General features: G+C 74.0%; 15 protein-coding genes. 8 read left to right on the top strand and 7 right to left on the bottom strand.

Translation table 11 applies throughout. The features are described 5' to 3' along the window. Positions 1 to 171 precede the first annotated feature (171 nt). The 5 genes from AB0F11_RS07275 to AB0F11_RS07255 all read left to right on the top strand — a co-directional run bounded on the left by AB0F11_RS07275 (position 172) and on the right by AB0F11_RS07255 (position 5,367). A complete protein-coding gene (locus AB0F11_RS07275; RefSeq protein WP_362169333.1) occupies positions 172 to 1,854 on the top strand; it encodes a histidine kinase in 1,683 nt (560 codons plus the stop codon). An 8-nt stretch (positions 1,855 to 1,862) separates the two neighbouring features. Then, positions 1,863 to 2,522, top strand: coding sequence for a response regulator transcription factor (locus AB0F11_RS07270; RefSeq protein WP_362169331.1), 660 nt, complete (start codon positions 1,863 to 1,865; stop codon positions 2,520 to 2,522). Between the two features lie 79 nt (positions 2,523 to 2,601). Next, on the top strand, positions 2,602 to 4,035 hold the full coding sequence (locus AB0F11_RS07265; RefSeq protein ID WP_362169329.1) for a DUF2252 domain-containing protein: 1,434 nt from the start codon (positions 2,602 to 2,604) through the stop codon (positions 4,033 to 4,035). 77 nt (positions 4,036 to 4,112) lie between these two features. After that, positions 4,113 to 4,955 carry a J domain-containing protein gene (locus tag AB0F11_RS07260; protein ID WP_362169327.1) on the top strand — a complete coding sequence of 281 codons (843 nt, stop codon included), beginning with the start codon at positions 4,113 to 4,115 and terminating at the stop codon, positions 4,953 to 4,955. Between the two features lie 67 nt (positions 4,956 to 5,022). Next, a complete protein-coding gene (locus tag AB0F11_RS07255; protein WP_362169325.1) occupies positions 5,023 to 5,367 on the top strand; it encodes a rhodanese-like domain-containing protein in 345 nt (114 codons plus the stop codon). Positions 5,368 to 5,406: 39 nt separating this feature from the next. On the opposite strand, the gene AB0F11_RS07250 is transcribed toward AB0F11_RS07255, so the two are convergent. The 6 genes from AB0F11_RS07250 to paaA form a co-directional block, all read right to left on the bottom strand. Then, a complete protein-coding gene (locus AB0F11_RS07250; RefSeq protein ID WP_362169323.1) occupies positions 5,407 to 6,552 on the bottom strand; it encodes an acyl-CoA dehydrogenase family protein in 1,146 nt (381 codons plus the stop codon). Positions 6,553 to 6,761: 209 nt separating this feature from the next. Beyond that, positions 6,762 to 7,898 carry a 2Fe-2S iron-sulfur cluster-binding protein gene (locus AB0F11_RS07245; protein ID WP_362169321.1) on the bottom strand — a complete coding sequence of 379 codons (1,137 nt, stop codon included), beginning with the start codon at positions 7,896 to 7,898 and terminating at the stop codon, positions 6,762 to 6,764. After that, complete coding sequence (paaD, locus tag AB0F11_RS07240) at positions 7,899 to 8,384, bottom strand: 1,2-phenylacetyl-CoA epoxidase subunit PaaD (protein WP_362169505.1); 486 nt, start codon at positions 8,382 to 8,384, stop codon at positions 7,899 to 7,901. It lies immediately after the preceding gene. Positions 8,385 to 8,455: 71 nt separating this feature from the next. Beyond that, positions 8,456 to 9,211 (bottom strand): 1,2-phenylacetyl-CoA epoxidase subunit PaaC, encoded by a 756-nt coding sequence (paaC, locus tag AB0F11_RS07235; RefSeq protein ID WP_362169319.1) that lies wholly within the window; start codon positions 9,209 to 9,211, stop codon positions 8,456 to 8,458. After that, positions 9,208 to 9,492 carry a 1,2-phenylacetyl-CoA epoxidase subunit PaaB gene (gene paaB, locus AB0F11_RS07230; RefSeq protein WP_361903968.1) on the bottom strand — a complete coding sequence of 95 codons (285 nt, stop codon included), beginning with the start codon at positions 9,490 to 9,492 and terminating at the stop codon, positions 9,208 to 9,210. Before paaB ends, paaC begins: the two co-directional genes overlap by 4 nt. Then, positions 9,489 to 10,376: a 1,2-phenylacetyl-CoA epoxidase subunit PaaA gene (gene paaA, locus AB0F11_RS07225; protein WP_362169503.1), complete on the bottom strand. Its 888-nt coding sequence runs from the start codon at positions 10,374 to 10,376 to the stop codon at positions 9,489 to 9,491. The genes paaB and paaA overlap by 4 nt, the downstream gene beginning before the upstream one ends. Before the next feature lie 283 nt (positions 10,377 to 10,659). Between paaA and AB0F11_RS07220 the strand changes: the two genes are divergently transcribed. The 3 genes from AB0F11_RS07220 to AB0F11_RS07210 all read left to right on the top strand — a co-directional run bounded on the left by AB0F11_RS07220 (position 10,660) and on the right by AB0F11_RS07210 (position 13,736). Beyond that, entirely contained in the window at positions 10,660 to 11,346 is a 687-nt protein-coding gene (locus AB0F11_RS07220; RefSeq protein ID WP_362169317.1) for a DUF5819 family protein, read from the top strand. Continuing rightward, positions 11,343 to 12,566 carry an HTTM domain-containing protein gene (locus AB0F11_RS07215; RefSeq protein WP_362169501.1) on the top strand — a complete coding sequence of 408 codons (1,224 nt, stop codon included), beginning with the start codon at positions 11,343 to 11,345 and terminating at the stop codon, positions 12,564 to 12,566. Before AB0F11_RS07220 ends, AB0F11_RS07215 begins: the two co-directional genes overlap by 4 nt. Before the next feature lie 420 nt (positions 12,567 to 12,986). Then, positions 12,987 to 13,736, top strand: coding sequence for a TrmH family RNA methyltransferase (locus tag AB0F11_RS07210; RefSeq protein ID WP_362169315.1), 750 nt, complete (start codon positions 12,987 to 12,989; stop codon positions 13,734 to 13,736). 252 nt (positions 13,737 to 13,988) lie between these two features. On the opposite strand, the gene paaN is transcribed toward AB0F11_RS07210, so the two are convergent. Continuing rightward, positions 13,989 to 15,680 carry a phenylacetic acid degradation protein PaaN gene (paaN, locus tag AB0F11_RS07205; protein ID WP_362169313.1) on the bottom strand — a complete coding sequence of 564 codons (1,692 nt, stop codon included), beginning with the start codon at positions 15,678 to 15,680 and terminating at the stop codon, positions 13,989 to 13,991. Positions 15,681 to 15,696: the final 16 nt, after the last annotated feature.

The following is a 15,696-nucleotide window of genomic DNA, read 5'->3' as shown; positions in this document are numbered from 1 at the left end:
TCCTTTGTCTCCCGCCTGACTGGCGGACCGGACGATCATGCGGCGTCCGGGCGGCGGGAGTTGTCGCCGCGGACGCCGGCCGGCGGTGGTTTTCGGACGGGCGACTTTCGTCGGGCCGGGCGCGACGAAAGAGGGCTGCCCCGGCCGTGCCCCCGTGTCTAGGGTCGTCGCGTGGACGTGACGGCGAAGGCGCGGGCGGGCTGGGACTGGCTGAAGGGCCCTGAGCCGTGGACCCCGCGGATGACGGCGGGGGACCTGGCGCTCGCCGGGGTGGTGGTGCTGCTCGGGCTGGGCGTGGAGGAGCTCGATCACGGCAGCACGGCGCGGATGGTGGCGAGCGGTTTGGCCGTGGTGGTCCTGGTGCTGCTGCGGCGCCGGCTGCCGGTGGCGACCCTGGTCACGGCCGGGGCGGTGACGCCGTTCCTGCCCGGGGCCCTGCTGATCACGATCGTGCTGGGCTGGTCGGCGGGGCGCCGGATCGTCGGCGTGGGCCGGGCGCTGGCCGCGTTCACCGCGGCGTTCCTGGCGCAGGTCGGGCTGAGCGTGGTCGAGCAGTGGTCGCAGATGCGGCCCGTGCCGGTGATCGTCTTCTCGACCCTGATGTTCCTGGTCACGACGGTGATCCCCGGTCTGGCCAGCCGGTACTGGTCGCAGCGCCGGACGCTGCTGCGGGCGCTGCAGGAGCGCAACGGGCAGCTGATGCGGGAGCGGGCGATGGTCGCCGGGCAGGCGCGGCTGCGGGAGCGGCAGCGCATCGCCCAGGACATGCACGACAGCCTGGGGCACCAGCTGGCGCTGATCTCGGTGCACACCGGCGCCCTGGAGGTCGACCCGGAGCTCACCGACCGCCAGCGGGAGGCCGTCGGCGTGCTTCGGCAGGCCTCCGTGTCGGCGATGCACGAGCTGCGCGAGGTCGTCGGGATCCTGCGCGACGGGGTGGAGGCGCCCGCCCCGGTGGAGGAGGCGCAGCCCGCGGCCCGCGGTGTGGCGGGTATCACGGGGATCGTGGAGGCCGCGCGGAGCGCGGGGACCGACGTGCGGCTGACGACGGCGGGGCGGCCGAGGCCGCTGGCCGCGGCGTGCGACCACGCGGCGTACCGGATCGTGCAGGAGGCGCTGACCAACGCCTACAAGCACGCTCCGGGGGCGGCCATCGCGGTCGAGCTGCGGTACGAGGACGATTCGCTGGTCGTGGAGATCGCCAACGGGCCGGCGGCCGGAGCGGGTGCCGGGGAGGTGGTCTCCGGCGGGCAGGGCCTGACCGGGCTGCGCGAGCGGGCCCGGCTCGTCGGCGGCATGGTGCACGCGGGCCCCGCCGAGGGCGGCGGGTTCCGGGTGGCCGGGGTGCTGCCGTACGGGGCGGAGCCGGCCGGTGTCGAGGACGTCGCCGACGACTTCGGCCAGCAGGCGCAGGGCCTGGCGGCGGCGGCCGGCGCCCCGCCGATGGACTGGGCCGCCGTGGACCGGGAGCTGCTCGTGCGCGGGCGCAGCCGGGTCGGCGGGGTCGCACTGGGCTGCGGGATAGCGTTCGCCGCGCTCGTGGTGCTGGTGATCGTCATCGGGGCGGGCGCGGCCATGCTGGTGGGCTCGGTGGGCAAGGCGATGATCAGCCGGGAGGAGTACGACCGGATCCGGGTCGGCGATGCGGAGCAGGCCGTGCGGGAGCAGCTGCCGCAGGGCGAGAGCTTCCTGACCGAGGGCCTGGACCGGCGCGGGCCCGAACGGCCGGCGGGTTCGAGCTGCATGGCGCTGCTGTCGTCGGAGGACTCCAGGATGACCACCGATACGGTTTTCCGGTTCTGCTTCAAGGACGGCAGGCTCGTCGAGAAGCAGGCGTACGAGGTCGAGCAGTAGGAGCGCGCGTGACAGCCAAGGTGATCCGAGTGGTGATCGCTGACGACGAGCCGCTGATCCGCGCGGGGATCCGGATGATCCTCACCTCGGCGCCGGACGTCGAGGTGGTGGCGGAGGCGGGGAACGGCCACGAGGCGGTGGAGCAGGCCAGAGTGCACACCCCGGACGTCGTGCTGCTGGACATCCAGATGCCGGTGATGGACGGGCTGAGCGCGCTCGGCGAGCTGCGGCGGGCCGTGCCCGACGTGCGGGCGCTGGTGCTGACCACGTTCGGGGAGAAGGAGAACGTGCTGCGGGCGCTCGGCGAGGGCAGCGCGGGGTTCCTGCTGAAGGACTCGGCGCCGGGCGAGCTGATCGGCGCGGTCCGGGCGGCGGCGGCCGGCGACGCCTACCTCTCGCCGGGCGCGACCCGGCACGTGGTGGACCAGCTGGCCTCGGGGCGGGCCGTGGCGCGCGGCGAGGAGGCCCGGCGGCGGATCGCCGGGCTGAGCGAGCGGGAGCGCGGGGTGCTGGCGCTGCTGGGCGAGGGGCTGTCGAACGCGGACGCGGGCCGTCGGCTGCACATGAGCGAGGCGACGGTGAAGACGTACGTCAGCCGGATCCTCGCGAAGCTGGGCTGCGAGAACCGCGTCCAGGCGGCCCTGCTGGCCAGGGACGCCGGGCTGTAGATACGGTCGGGCCCGAATTGTTGATGTTGGCCGCGGGCCGTACGGGCCGTACGGGCGGCCGGAGCGGGGGGCGGCACGCATGGCGATGACGGAACAGCGCGCGGTGGAGACCGGCGCGGCAGAGGACGGCGGGCGGATTCCGGCCGTCGCGGGCTTCGCCCCGCGGGACGTGGCGGGCTCGCCCAAGGCAGCCGGCAAGGCCCTGCGCGCACGGGTGCCGCGCTCGGCGCACGCCCGCCTCGAACTGCCCGCCGGACGCCCGGACGCGGTGCGCGCGGTGGAGGAGTCCAATGCGGGCCGGGTCGCGGCGCTGACGCCGATACGGGTGGGGCGGATGGCCGCCAACCCGTTCGCGTTCCTGCGCGGCTCGGCCGGGCTGATGGCGCACGACCTGTCCACCGGGCCCGTCACCGGGGTCGGCGCGCAGATCTGCGGTGACGCCCACGCTGCGAACTTCGGCCTCTACGGCGATGCCCGCGGCGGGCTGGTGATCGACCTCAACGACTTCGACGAGACCGTCTTCGGGCCCTGGGAGTGGGACCTCAAGCGGCTGGCGGCCTCCCTGGTCCTGGCCGGCCGGGTGGCCGGCGCGGACGAGGACACCTGCCGGGCCGCCGCGCTCGACGCGGTCGGCGCGTACCGGCGGACCCTGCGGCTGCTGGCCAAGCTGCCGGCGCTGGACGCCTGGAACGCCATCGCGGACGAGGAGCTCGTCTCGCACGCCGACGCGCACGACCTGATGGGCACCCTGGAGCGGGTCTCGGAGAAGGCCCGCAACAACACCTCGGCGCGGTTCGCCGCCAAGTCGACCGAGCCTGCCCAGGACGGCGGCCGACGCTTCGTGGACGCGCTGCCGGTGCTGCGCCGGGTCGGGGACGGGGAGGCGGCGGCCGTGGCGGCCTCGCTCGGCCCGTACCTGAAGACGCTGCAGGGCGACCGGCTCCCGCTGCTGGCCCGGTACGCGATCCACGACGTGGCCTTCCGGGTCGTGGGCACCGGAAGCGTCGGCACCCGCTCGTACGTGGTGCTGCTGCTGGACCACCGCGGTGAGCCGCTCGTGCTGCAGGTGAAGGAGGCGCGGCCCTCGGTGCTGCTGCCGCACCTGCCCTCGGTGGGCTTCGACCCCGCGCCCGAGGAGCACGAGGGCCGCCGGGTGGTCTCCGGGCAGCAGCGGATGCAGGTGGTCTCCGACATCCTGCTGGGCTGGACCACGGTGGAGGGGCGCCCGTACCAGGTGCGGCAGTTCCGCAACCGCAAGGGCAGCGTGGACCCGGCGGCGCTGGCCGCGGACCAGATCGACGACTACGGCCGGATGACCGGCGCCCTGCTGGCCCGGGCGCACGCGCACAGCGCCGACCCGCGGCTGCTGGCCGGCTACTGCGGCAAGAGCGACGAGCTGGACGAGGCGATCGCCACGTTCGCCGTGGCCTACGCCGACCGCAGCGAGGCCGACCACGCCGACCTGGTGGCGGCGGTGAGGGCCGGGCGGATCGCCGCCGAGGCAGGCGTCTGACGGCGGGCAGGTCACGGTCCCGGGTCGATGTTTCACGTGGAACATCGACCCGGGACGAGCGGCCTTAGGGTGGCCGGGTGAGCGAGCAGCAGACTGACGAGACCGCCGCCGGCGACCCCGGCGCGACCGGCGCCTCCGAGGAGCGCCCCGAGGCCCGCCTGGAACGGGCCGTACGGGCCGCCGAGCAGGCGCTGATCGAGTTCGAGATCGCGGTGGAGACCTTCCGGGTCGAGGTGGAGAATTTCTCCCGCCTCCACCACCAGAAGCTCGGCCCGATGTACGCGCGGCTCGACGAGCTGGACGCGCTGATCGCCGAGGCCAAGGCGGCGCGCACCGGCGATGCCGAGGACCTGCGCCTGGCCCGCGAGGCCCGCTCGCTGGTGATGCCGATGCCGGGCGTGGAGGAGCTGTTCCACGACTGGATGGGCCAGGACGGGATCTCCGACGACGCGGGCGCCATGCTCACCGACCGGCCGGTGCAGCCGCCGCAGCGGGTGCGGCCCACCGACGAGGTGCGCCGGCTCTACCGCGAGTTGGTCCGCCTGGCCCACCCCGACCTGGCCCCGGACGAGGCCGAGCGGACGCGCCGCGACGCCTTCATCGCGCGGGTCAACGCGGCGTACGGGCGGGGCGAGGAGCAGCTGCTGCGCGCGCTGGCCGAGGAGTGGGCGGCCGGCCCCGTGCCGGAGGCGGTGCGGCGGCTGACCGAGAGCGAGGAGCTGTACGCCCGCCTGGAGTGGCTGGCCCAGCGCAAGGAGCTGCTGACCGTGGTGGCCCGTGAGCTGGAGGACAGCGCGATCGGCGCGATGCTGCGGATGGCCCCGGAGGACCCGGACCGCCTGCTGGAGGAGATCGCGGAGCAGCTGCTGGCCCAGGTCTCCGAGAAGGAAGCGCAGCTGGCGGACCTGTCCGCCGGGTGAGCCGGGCCGGGCCGGCGGCCGGCTCGGCTAAGTTGGAAGTCCGACCTGTGACGAGAGAAGGCCACGTATGAACTTCGGACCGCTTCCCTCGGTGGACGCCGCCGCGGTGCCCTCCGAAGGCTTTGTCCTGGACGTCCGCGAGGACGACGAGTGGGCCGCCGGCCATGTCGAAGGCGCGCTGCACATCCCGATGAGCGACTTCGTGGCCCGCTTCGGCGAGCTGACCGAGGCGGTCGAGGACGGCCGCCGGGTGCACGTGATGTGCCGCGTCGGCGGGCGCTCCGCCCAGGTGACCCAGTACCTGGTGCGCCAGGGCATCGACGCGGTGAACGTCGACGGCGGGATGCAGGCCTGGGACGGCGCCGGGCGCCCGATGGTGACCGACAACGGGACCCCGGCCTTCGTGCTGTAGGCCCCGTCGGGGCCCGTGGGGGCCGTAGAGGGCCTCTTCTCAGGTGAGGGCGTGGGCGGCCAGCAGGTCGCCCAGTGCCTCCTCGTGGGCGGCGGCCGGGCCGAGCTGGAGCTCCAGCTGTTTGGCCCATGCGTGGTAGCGGTGCAGCGGGTAGTCGGTGTCGGCGCCGAAGCCGCCGTGCAGGTGCTGCGCCGTCTGCACGACCCGGCGCACGCCCTCGGAGGCCCAGATCTTGGCGACGGCGATGTCGCCCGCGGCGGGCAGCGGGCCGCCGGCCCCGCCGGTCGCCGCGTCGATCCGCCAGGCGGCCTGCCAGAGGGTGGCCTCCATGGCGCGCAGGTCGATGTAGCGGTCGGCGGCCTGGACGGCGACCGCCTGGAAGGTGGCCACCGGGAAGCCGAACTGCTCCCGCTTGCCCGTGTACTGGCTGGTCATGGCGAGCACGGCCGTGCCGAGGCCCAGCGCGAGGGCGCAGGTCCCGGTGGTGAGGAGCTGGTTCAGCCGCTCCCAGGCGCGCGGGCTGTCCATGAGGTGCGCCGCGGGCACCAGGACGCCGTCCAGGCGGAGTTCGGCGAACCGCTCCCCGCTGGTGGAGAACTGGTCGGCCAGGGTGAGGCCTTCGGCGCCGCGCGGGACGAGCGCGAGGACGGCCGCGCCCTCCCCGGTGTGGGCCGGTACGGCGATCCAGTCCGCGCCGTGCGCCCACGGGACGGCGGTCTGGACCCCGTCGAGCACCCACGGGCCCTCGGGGCTTCGCCGGGCGGCGACGGCGAGTTCGGCGGGATCGTGGCCGCTGCGCCCGTGCGCGGCGGCGGTGAGCACGAGCTGTCCGTCGCCGGCGCCGGGCAGCAGGGCCGCGGCCAGTTCGGGGCTGCCGTGGGCCTGGACGGCCAGGGCGGTGGCGCAGTGCTCCAGCAGCGGCACCCGGGCCAGCACCTTCGCGGCCTCGCGCAGCACCAGGCACAGGGCGATGGCGTCGAGGCCGGCGCCGCCGTACTCCTCGGACAGCACCAGGCTCAGCAGGTCGGACGCGGCGAGCCGGACCCACAGCGGCCGGTCGAAGTCGTCGGCGACGGCGCCCGGGGTCAGGGCGGGGCTCGGCACGCCGTCGGGAGCGACGCCGGAGAAGACGGCTCGTGCCGCCTCGACGGCGGCCTGCTGCTCCTCGGTGAAGGTGAAGTCCACTGCCTGTCCTCCCGCACGCACCGGAACCCGCTTCGGTCCTGCCTCGAATCCAGTGCATCCGACGAATCGGACGGCGGATCCACTGGATCTGACGGAGCGTCAAGATAGAGCAGCTTCCGGAAATTGGACAGGGCCCCCGGGCCGCAGTTCCCGGGCCCGTGGAGCGGACGGGCCCGGGACGGACCGCGCGTGACCGCGCGGTGTACGGCTCAGCGGTCGAAGTCGATCTCGACTTCCTCGGTCACCGCGTGCGACTGGCAGGCCAGGACGAACCCGGCCTCGGTCTCCTCGGCCTCCAACGCGAAGTTCCGGTCCATCCGGACCTCGCCCGTCACCAGGAACGCCCGGCAGGTGCCGCAGACACCGCCCTTGCAGGCGTACGGGGCGTCGGCGCGGTTGCGCAGCACCGTGTCCAGCAGAGATTCCCCGTCCTGGATCGGCCAGGTGCCCGAGCGCCCGTCGAGCCGCGCGGTGACCTTGCCGTGGGCGGGCGCCGCCGTAGCGGCGGCGGGGGCCGGCGCCGAGGCGTCCTCGACGTGGAAGACCTCCTCGTGGATGCGGGTCCGTACGACGCCGAGCTCCCCCAGCGCCTTCTCCGCCTCCACCACCAGCCCGTAGGGGCCGCACAGGAACCAGCCGGTCACCTCGGCGACGGGCAGCAGCGCGGGCAGCAGGCCCGTAAGGCGCTCTTGGTCCAGGCGCCCGGACGGCAGCCCGGCCTCCTGCTCCTCCCGGGACAGGACCGTGACGAGCTGGAACCGGTCCGGATAGCGGTCCTTGAGGTCGGCGACCTCCTCCAGGAACATCGTCGACGCGGCCGTGCGGTCGCTGCGCACCAGGCAGAACCGGGCGTCGGGACGGGCCGCGAGCAGCGTCGCCGCGATCGACAGCACCGGGGTGATGCCGCTGCCGCCGACGATCGCCGCATAGTGCCCGGCGGCGGGGGCGGCGGCCGGCTCCAGGACGAACCGCCCGGCCGGGACCATCACGTCCAGCACGTCCCCGGCGGCGACCTCCTTGTGGGCGAACGTGGAGAACTCCCCGCCCTCCACAAGGCGGACGCCGACCTGGAGCCGCTGCGGGCCGGGACCCGCCGGGTCCGGGGCGGGCGAGCAGATCGAGTACGTACGGCGGACCTCGGTGCCGCCCGGGACGGTGCGGCGCAGGGTGAGGTGCTGGCCGGCGGCGTGCAGGTACTCGGCCCGCAGCTCCTCGGGGACCGCCAGGGTCAGCGCCACGGAGTCGTCGGTGAGCCGGTCGACCGCCGCCACCGTCAGCCGGTGGAAGGCACCGTGGCGCGCGGGGCGGCCCGGGCCCGGCGTGGGCGACGGCGTGGACGCGGCCATCTACAGCTCCTTGAAGTGGTCGAACGGTTCACGGCAGGCGGTGCAGCGGCGCAGCGCCTTGCATGCGGTGGAGGAGAACCGGCTGAGCAGTTCGGTTTCGGTCGACCCGCAGTGCGGGCAGCGGACCGACAGGGTGAGGGGGACCGGCCCGCCGGCCGCATGGGGCCGAGGCGGGGCGATGCCGAACTCGGCGAGCTTGCGCCGGCCTTCGGCGCTGATGTCGTCGGTGGACCAGGCGGGCGAGAGCACGGTGCGCACCCGGACCTCCGGTATGCCGTGGCCGGTCAGCGCCCGCTCGATGTCGGCGGACATGGCCTCGATGGCCGGGCATCCGGTGTACGTGGGGGTGAGGGTGACCTCGGCATGGCCGTCCTCGTGCATCCGGACCCCGCGCACCACGCCGAGCTCGGCCAGCGTGAGCACGGGCAGTTCGGGGTCGGGGACGGAGCCCGCCAGCGCGGCCAGCTCCGCCTCCAGGCGGCTCATGCCCTCGGCGCCGGCCGTCTCCGGGGCGCTCCCGGTACGGGCCTCGGGGCCGGCGGCAGGGGCCGGGTGCGTCACCACGACGCCCCCGGGTGGCTGCGGTGCAGGTGCTGCATCTCGGCGAGCATCCTGCCGAACGGCTCGGTGTGCAGGCCCTGGCGGCCGGCTCCGGCCGCCCAGGCGCCGGTGCGCGGCCCCTCGGGGAGGGCCAGCCCGGCCCGCTCCAGTACGCCGCCCAGCGCGGCCAGCCAACGGGCCTCCAGGGCGGTCCAGTCGACCCCGTCGAGGCCCTCGACCGGCTGGAACATCTCTCCGGTGTACTTCCACAGCGCGTCGAGCGCGGCCCGCATGCGCCGGCTGCTCTCCTCGGTGCCGTCGCCGAGGCGCAGGGTCCACTGCTCGGCGTGGTCGCGGTGGTAGGCGGTCTCCTTGACCGCCTTGGCGGCCAGCGCGGCGAACGGGCCGTCGCCGGAGGCCAGCTCCGCGTGCAGCTCGTTCTGGTAGAGGGAGAAGTAGAGCTGGCGGGCGATGGTGTGGGCGAAGTCCCCGTTGGGCTGCTCCACCAGCTGGAGGTTGCGGAAGGAACGCTCCTCGCGCAGGAAGGCCAGCTCGTCCTCGTCACCCACCATGGACAGCAGGACGCGGGCCTGGCCGAGCAGGTCGAGGGCGATGTTGGCGAGGGCGACCTCCTCCTCCAGGACGGGCGCGTGCCCCGCCCACTCGCCGAGGCGGTGGGAGAGGACCAGCGCGTCGTCCCCCAGCGCGAGGGCCGCCGAGGCGGTCACGCCGGTGACGGCGGCGGTGGTGTTCACAGCGTCGGTGCCGGTCACAGGTGGTTCACCCCCTCGGGGATCTCGTAGAAGGTCGGGTGCCGGTAGGGCTTGTCGGCGGACGGGGCGAAGAACGGGTCCCGCTCGTCCGGCGAGGAGGCGGTGATCTCGGCGGAGGGCACCACCCAGATGGAGACGCCCTCGCTGCGCCGGGTGTACAGGTCGCGGGCGTTGCGCAGGGCCATCTCCGCGTCGGGGGCGTGCAGGCTGCCCGCGTGCGTGTGCGAGAGGCCGCGCCGCGAGCGCACGAACACCTCCCACAGCGGCCAGTTCTGCGTCATACCCGTGCCTCCTCGTTCGTCGCCGCGGCCGGTGCCGCCGCGTGCTTGTGTGCATAGGCCGCGGCCGCCTCCCGGACCCACGCGCCTTCCTCGTGGGCCTTGCGGCGCTGGCCGATCCGCTGTTCGTTGCACGGGCCGTTGCCCTTGAGCACGTCCCAGAACTCGGCCCAGTCGATCGCGCCGAAGTCGTGGTGCCCGCGCTCCTCGTTCCACTTCAGGTCCGGGTCGGGCAGGGTCAGCCCGAGCGCCTCGGCCTGCGGGACGGCGATGTCCACGAAGCGCTGGCGCAGCTCGTCGTTGGAGTGCCGCTTGATCCGCCAGGCCATCGACTGCGCGGAGTGCGCCGACTCGTCGTCCGGCGGGCCGAACATCATCAGCGAGGGCCACCACCAGCGGTTCACCGCGTCCTGCGCCATCGCGTGCTGCTCCGGCGTGCCCTGGGAGAGGGCGAGGAGCAGCTCGTACCCCTGGCGCTGGTGGAAGGACTCCTCCTTGCAGATCCGGACCATGGCGCGGGCGTAGGGCCCGTAGGAGCAGCGGCACAGCGGCACCTGGTTGGTGATCGCGGCGCCGTCCACGAGCCAGCCGATCGCGCCGACGTCGGCCCAGGTCAGCGTGGGGTAGTTGAAGATCGACGAGTACTTCTGCTTGCCCGCGTGGAGCTTGTCGAGCAGCTCGTCCCGGCTGGTGCCGAGGGTCTCGGCCGCGCTGTACAGGTACAGGCCGTGCCCGGCCTCGTCCTGCACCTTGGCCATGAGGATCGCCTTGCGGCGCAGCGAGGGCGCGCGGGTGATCCAGTTGGCCTCGGGCTGCATGCCGATGATTTCCGAGTGGGCGTGCTGGGCCATCTGGCGTACGAGCGAGGCGCGGTACTCCTCGGGCATCCAGTCGCGCGGCTCGACGCGCTCATCGGCCGCCACGGCCGCGTCGAACGCTGCCGCCAGCTGCGCCCCGAGGTCTGCCCCGAGGGCCGTGTCCTGCCCCGATTCCGGGGTCACTGCCACCATCCCGGCCCCCTGCCAGAGTCTGTTGACCGTCTCTTGTCCCGCCCGACCGACCGATCGTTCGGTTCATGCTCTTCAATGGTGAGACGGCGGCCCGTAGGGTGTCAACCTCTGTGGTCAACCCTGTGGACGAACCCTGTGGACGCCGGAGGATCGGGGGGCGATGGAAGCGAACGAGCGCGGGGCCGCGGAAACGGCTGCTCCGCCGGCCGGGCCCGCCGCCGCGCTGCCGTCCCGCGAGCCCGGGATCGCCGGGCTGTCCGCCCCGTACCGGGTCCTCGCGGCGCTCGCCGTCGCCGTGACGGCCCTGGCCGTCTGCGGGCACCTGGCGATGGTCTTCCTGCACGTCGCCCCCGCCAACACGGTCAGCAAACGCCATGCCGAGGCGATCGACGACTGGATCTACCCCGAGTTCGAGCAGAACTGGAAGCTCTTCGCCCCCAACCCGCTCCAGCAGAACATCGCCGTCGAGGTCCGTGCGGAGGTCCGCACCCCTGGCGGCGAGCTCGTCACCGGGCCCTGGCGCGACCTGTCCGCCGAGGACGGCGCCGCCATCCGGCACAGCCTGCTGCCCAGCCACACCCGGCAGAACGAGCTGCGGCGGGCCTGGGACTTCTACACCGGCTCCCACGACGACGACAACCGGGCGAACGGCGAGCGCGGGGAGCTGTCGGAGCAGTACCTGAAGCGGATGGCGCTCGGGCGCCTGGCCTCCCGTGACGGCGGCGACGGCACGGTCGTACGGATCCAGGTGCGCTCGGCCACGCGGGCCGTGGCGGCGCCGCCGTGGAGCGACGAGAAGACCGACACGCAGACCTACTACCGGGAGCTGCCGTGGTGGACGGTGTGAGACGGGCCCGGGCCGCCGCGCGCGGGGCGCTCGCGAAGGCCACCGGGCAGGCGCTGGGCCCGTACCAGAGCGCGGTGGTCCGCATCGGCTTCTCCGCGACCTGGCTGTTCTTCCTGCTGCGGGAGTACCCCAACCGGCACGAGCTGTACGGGCCCGACGGCCCCTGGAGCTGGGCGCTGGCGCGCCGGCTGATCGACTCCAACCACGCCTTCACGCTGCTGCTGTGGACGGACGCGCAGCTGTGGTTCGAGCTCGTGTACGCGGTCGCCGTGCTGGCGAGCGCGCTGATGGTGCTGGGCTGGCGGACGCGGGCCATGTCCGTGGTGTTCATGGCGGGCGTGCTGTCGCTGCAGAACCGCAGCGTGTTCGTGGGCGACGGCGGGGACAACGTCGTCCACCTGATGGCCATGTACCTGGTGCTGACCCGGTGCGCGCAGGTGTGGTCGCTGGACGCGCGACGCGCGCGGCTGCGCGGGTCCGCCGCCCAGGGGGCCGCCGGGCCGGTGCTGTGGTCCGTGCTGGGCGCGGTGTTCGCGTACGGGGCGGTCACCGCGCAGTTCGGCTACGGGTGGCTGGCGGTCTTCGCGGCGCTGTGGGTGGCCGGCGCGGTGTGGTGGATGGTCGAGCGGTACGAACCGCACGGGGAGGGGCGGGCCCTGCTGGACGTCCTCGCCAACCTGGTGCACAACGCCGGGATGCTGGTGATCATGGCGGAGGTCTGCCTGATCTATGCGACCGCCGGCTGGTACAAGATCCAGGGCTCGCGGTGGCAGGACGGGACCGCGCTGTACTACCCGCTCGGGCTGGACTCCTTCAGCCCCTGGCCCGAGGTGTCGGCGGTGCTGGCCGGGAGCGGGACGGTGGTGATGCTGCTGTCGTACGGGACCGTGGCGGTCCAGGTCGCGTTCCCTTTCACGGTGTTCCACCGGCGGATCAAGAACGTGCTGCTGGGGGCGATGATCCTGGAGCATGCGGGGATCGCGGTGCTCCTGGGGCTGCCGTTCTTCTCCATGGCGATGATCGCCGCTGACGCGGTGTTCCTGCCGACGGGTTTTCTGGTGGGGGTGGGTGGGGCGGTCGCCCGGGCCCGAAGCCGACGGGCGGCCCCGAGGCCGGTTTCCGCGGGCCCGGCGCTGCCTGTGCCCGCGCCTGGGCCTGCGCCTGTGCCCGCGCCTGGGCCTGAGCCCGCGGCCCCGGATCCGGCGCCGAGCCCGCGGTAGGCGCCGCGGCGGCGGGTGCGGGTTCGCCGCCGGCGAGGGGGAGTTGGCTGAGATCGGGGCGAGAGGTGCGGGTGTGACGATTCTCGGCGGCGCAATCGCCGTATGTCACTCTCGGGACCCAAGTTCGAGAAGGTCTGGTCCCTCTGACGCCGGTCGCCGGTCGCCGGTCGCCGCTCGCCGGTCGCCGCCGCTAGCTGCCGCTGCTGCGGGCCGGTGCCGGGTGCCGCTGCGCGGAGCCGTTCCCCTACCCGCCCCTTCCCGCTGTGTCCGATAGCGGCTTCGCCGCGGGCGGGTCCTGCGGCCCCGGGCCCCGCTCGCCTCAGTCGCCGGCCGGGCTCAAAGATTCGGGGGCTCCGCCCCGGACCCCCGCGCCTCGAACGCCGGTGGGGCTGGTTTGGGCCGGGGTCGTAGGGTCTGGGTATGGGTGAGGTGTGGGAGTGGCGGGCTGCCGCTGATGAGGGGCTTGTGCTGCTGGACGGGTTTCATGCCCTCAAGCACGCCCTGCGGTTCGGGGCCGATGTGCGGGTGGTCGTGGCCGAGGAGCCGGATGCCGTCCTCGCGCTGGCAGCCGCGCTCGCGCCGGATGTGGAGGGCGAGGTTCGGCGGCTCGTGCAGCAGGGGGCGCTGCGGGAGCTGGTCGGGCGGGTGCATCCCACCGGGGTTGCGGCGCTGGCCGTGCGGCCGGACGGGGACCAAGGGCGGGCCCGGCTCCGGCAGCGGCCGCGGAGTGCGCCGATCGTGGTGCTGGACGACCCCAAGAATCTGGGGAACGTGGGGGCTGTCGTAAGACTGGCCGCCGGGTTCGGGGCCACGGGGGTCGTGACCCGGGGGAGTCTTGATCCCTGGCATCCGAACGTGGTGCGGGCCGGGGCCGGGCTGCACTTCGCCACCACCGTGGACCGGGTGACCCTCGAAACCCTGCCCGAGGGGCCCGTCTATGCGCTCGACCCGGAGGGCGAGGACATCCGCGCCCTCACCCTCCCGGACGACGCGCTGCTGGTCTTCGGCTCCGAGCGGCACGGGATCTCGCCCGAGCTGCGGGCCCGCGCCGACCACCTGGTGTGCCTGCCGATGCGGCCGCAGGTGTCCAGCTACAACCTGGCCACCAGCGTGGCCATGGCCCTCTTCCACTGGGGCGGCCCGCGGGACGGGCTCCGCACCCACGGCTGAAATTGTCCGTGTCCGTGCGGTCCGCCCGCGGGAGGCACCGATGACGCTCAAACGCCGGCTGCTCTTCCTCGCTCCACCGGTTGCCGCATCGGTCGTCCTCGCTCCGACCGTCGCCGTCGCGGCACAGCCCACGCCTCCGGCCTCCGGCACGGTGAAGTGCCCCGGAGCGCGGAGTACTCGGTCAGCTGTGTTCGGTCGCGGGGGCGGGCGGCTCCACCCCGAGGTGGGCCGCCCGCGCCGTGGTGACTGCCGTCAGGCCTGGCGGCGGACCTCGACCATGCGGAAGCGGTTCGAGACGAACGCGCCGTCGCACAGGGCGGCGTTGGCCGCCGGGTTGCCGCCCGAGCCGTGGAAGTCGGAGAAGGCCGCGGTCTGGTTCACGAAGACCCCGCCGGTCAGGTTCAGCGACAGCTGCGCCGACTCCTCCAGGCAGACCTCCTCGATCGCCCGCTCCGTCTCCTCCGAGGTGGTGTACGCGCCGATCGTCATGGCGCCCTTCTCCCGCACCGTGCGCCGCAGCAGCTCCAGCGCGTCGGCCGTGGAGTCCACCGCCACCGCGAAGGAGACCGGGCCGAAGCACTCCGAGAGGTACGGGGCGGAGTCGTCCGGCTTGGCGCCGTCCAGCTTCACCATGACCGGGGTGCGGACCACCGCGTCCGGGAACTCCGGGTTCACCACCTCGCGGGAGGCCAGCGCGACCTCGCCGAGCGCGGCCGCCGCCTCCAGGCGGGCCTTGACGTCCGGGTTGACCAGGGCGCCCAGCAGCGCGTTGGCCCGGGCGTCGTCGCCCAGCAGGCCGCCGACGGAGGCCGCGAGGTCGGCGACGACCTCGTCGTAGGACTTGTGCCCGGCGTCGGTCTCGATGCCGTCGCGCGGGATCAGCAGGTTCTGCGGGGTGGTGCACATCTGGCCGCTGTACAGGGACAGGGAGAAGGCCAGGTTCCCCAGCATGCCCTTGTAGTTGTCGGTGGAGTCCACCACGACCGTGTTGACGCCGGCCTTCTCGGTGTAGACCTGCGCCTGGCGGGCGTTGGTCTCCAGCCAGTCGCCGAACTCCGTCGAGCCCGTGTAGTCGATCAGCTTGATCTCGGGGCGGACGGCGAGGGTCTTGGCGATGCCCTCGCCCGGCCGCTCGACCGCCAGCGCGACCAGGTTCGGGTCGAAGCCGGCCTCCGCCAGGACCTCGCGGGCCACCTGCACCGTGAGCGCCAGCGGGAGCACGGCGCGCGGGTGCGGCTTGACCAGCACGGCGTTGCCGGTGGCGAGGGAGGCGAACAGGCCCGGGTAGCCGTTCCACGTCGGGAAGGTGTTGCAGCCGATCACCAGCGCGATGCCGCGCGGGGCGGCGACGAAGCGCTTGTCCAGGTTCAGCGGGTCCTTCTTGCCCTGCGGCTTCGACCAGTCGGCGCGGCCCGGGACGCGGGTCTGCTCCTCGTACGCATAGGCCACCGCCTCCAGGCCGCGGTCCTGCGCGTGGGGGCCGCCCGCCTGGAAGGCCATCATGAACGCCTGGCCGCTGGTGTGCATGACCGCGTGCGCGAACTCGTGCGTGCGCGCGCCGATGCGGGCCAGGATCTCGATGCACACCACCGCGCGGGCCTCGGGGCCGGCGTCGCGCCAGGCGCCCATGCCGGCGCGCATGGCGGGCAGCAGCACGTCGGGGTCGACGTGCGGGTACTCGACGCCGAGCTCGGGACCGAAGGGGGAGACCTCGCCGCCGGCCCAGCCGTCGGTGCCGGGCTGACCGAGGTCGAGCCGGGTGCCGCGGACGGCCTCGAACGCGGCGAGCCCGTCGGCGGGGGCGGTCTCGCCGTACGCCTTGGGGTGCTCGGGGTGCGGGGACCAGTAGGCGCGGCTGCGAATGGCCTCCAGCGCCTGGTCCAGGGTGGGCCGGTGCTTGGCGGACAGGGCAGTCAGCTGGGGGAGGGTGGACTCGGCGGCCATCAGGGACCAACTCCTC

The sequence above is a fragment of the Streptomyces sp. NPDC032472 genome, from assembly GCF_040636955.1.
Lineage (GTDB): Bacteria > Actinomycetota > Actinomycetes > Streptomycetales > Streptomycetaceae > Streptomyces.
This window is presented reverse-complemented; position numbering and strand designations above follow the sequence as displayed.

Coding starts and splice junctions, on each gene's coding strand:
- AB0F11_RS07265 (WP_362169329.1), top strand. CDS start 2,602: ATGGCGATGACGGAACAGCGCGCGGTGGAGACCGGCGCGGCAGAGGAC.
- AB0F11_RS07255 (WP_362169325.1), top strand. CDS start 5,023: ATGAACTTCGGACCGCTTCCCTCGGTGGACGCCGCCGCGGTGCCCTCC.
- AB0F11_RS07245 (WP_362169321.1), bottom strand. CDS start 7,898: ATGGCCGCGTCCACGCCGTCGCCCACGCCGGGCCCGGGCCGCCCCGCG.
- paaD (WP_362169505.1), bottom strand. CDS start 8,384: ATGAGCCGCCTGGAGGCGGAGCTGGCCGCGCTGGCGGGCTCCGTCCCC.
- paaB (WP_361903968.1), bottom strand. CDS start 9,492: ATGACGCAGAACTGGCCGCTGTGGGAGGTGTTCGTGCGCTCGCGGCGC.
- paaA (WP_362169503.1), bottom strand. CDS start 10,376: ATGCCCGAGGAGTACCGCGCCTCGCTCGTACGCCAGATGGCCCAGCAC.
- AB0F11_RS07220 (WP_362169317.1), top strand. CDS start 10,660: ATGGAAGCGAACGAGCGCGGGGCCGCGGAAACGGCTGCTCCGCCGGCC.
- AB0F11_RS07210 (WP_362169315.1), top strand. CDS start 12,987: ATGGGTGAGGTGTGGGAGTGGCGGGCTGCCGCTGATGAGGGGCTTGTG.
- paaN (WP_362169313.1), bottom strand. CDS start 15,680: ATGGCCGCCGAGTCCACCCTCCCCCAGCTGACTGCCCTGTCCGCCAAG.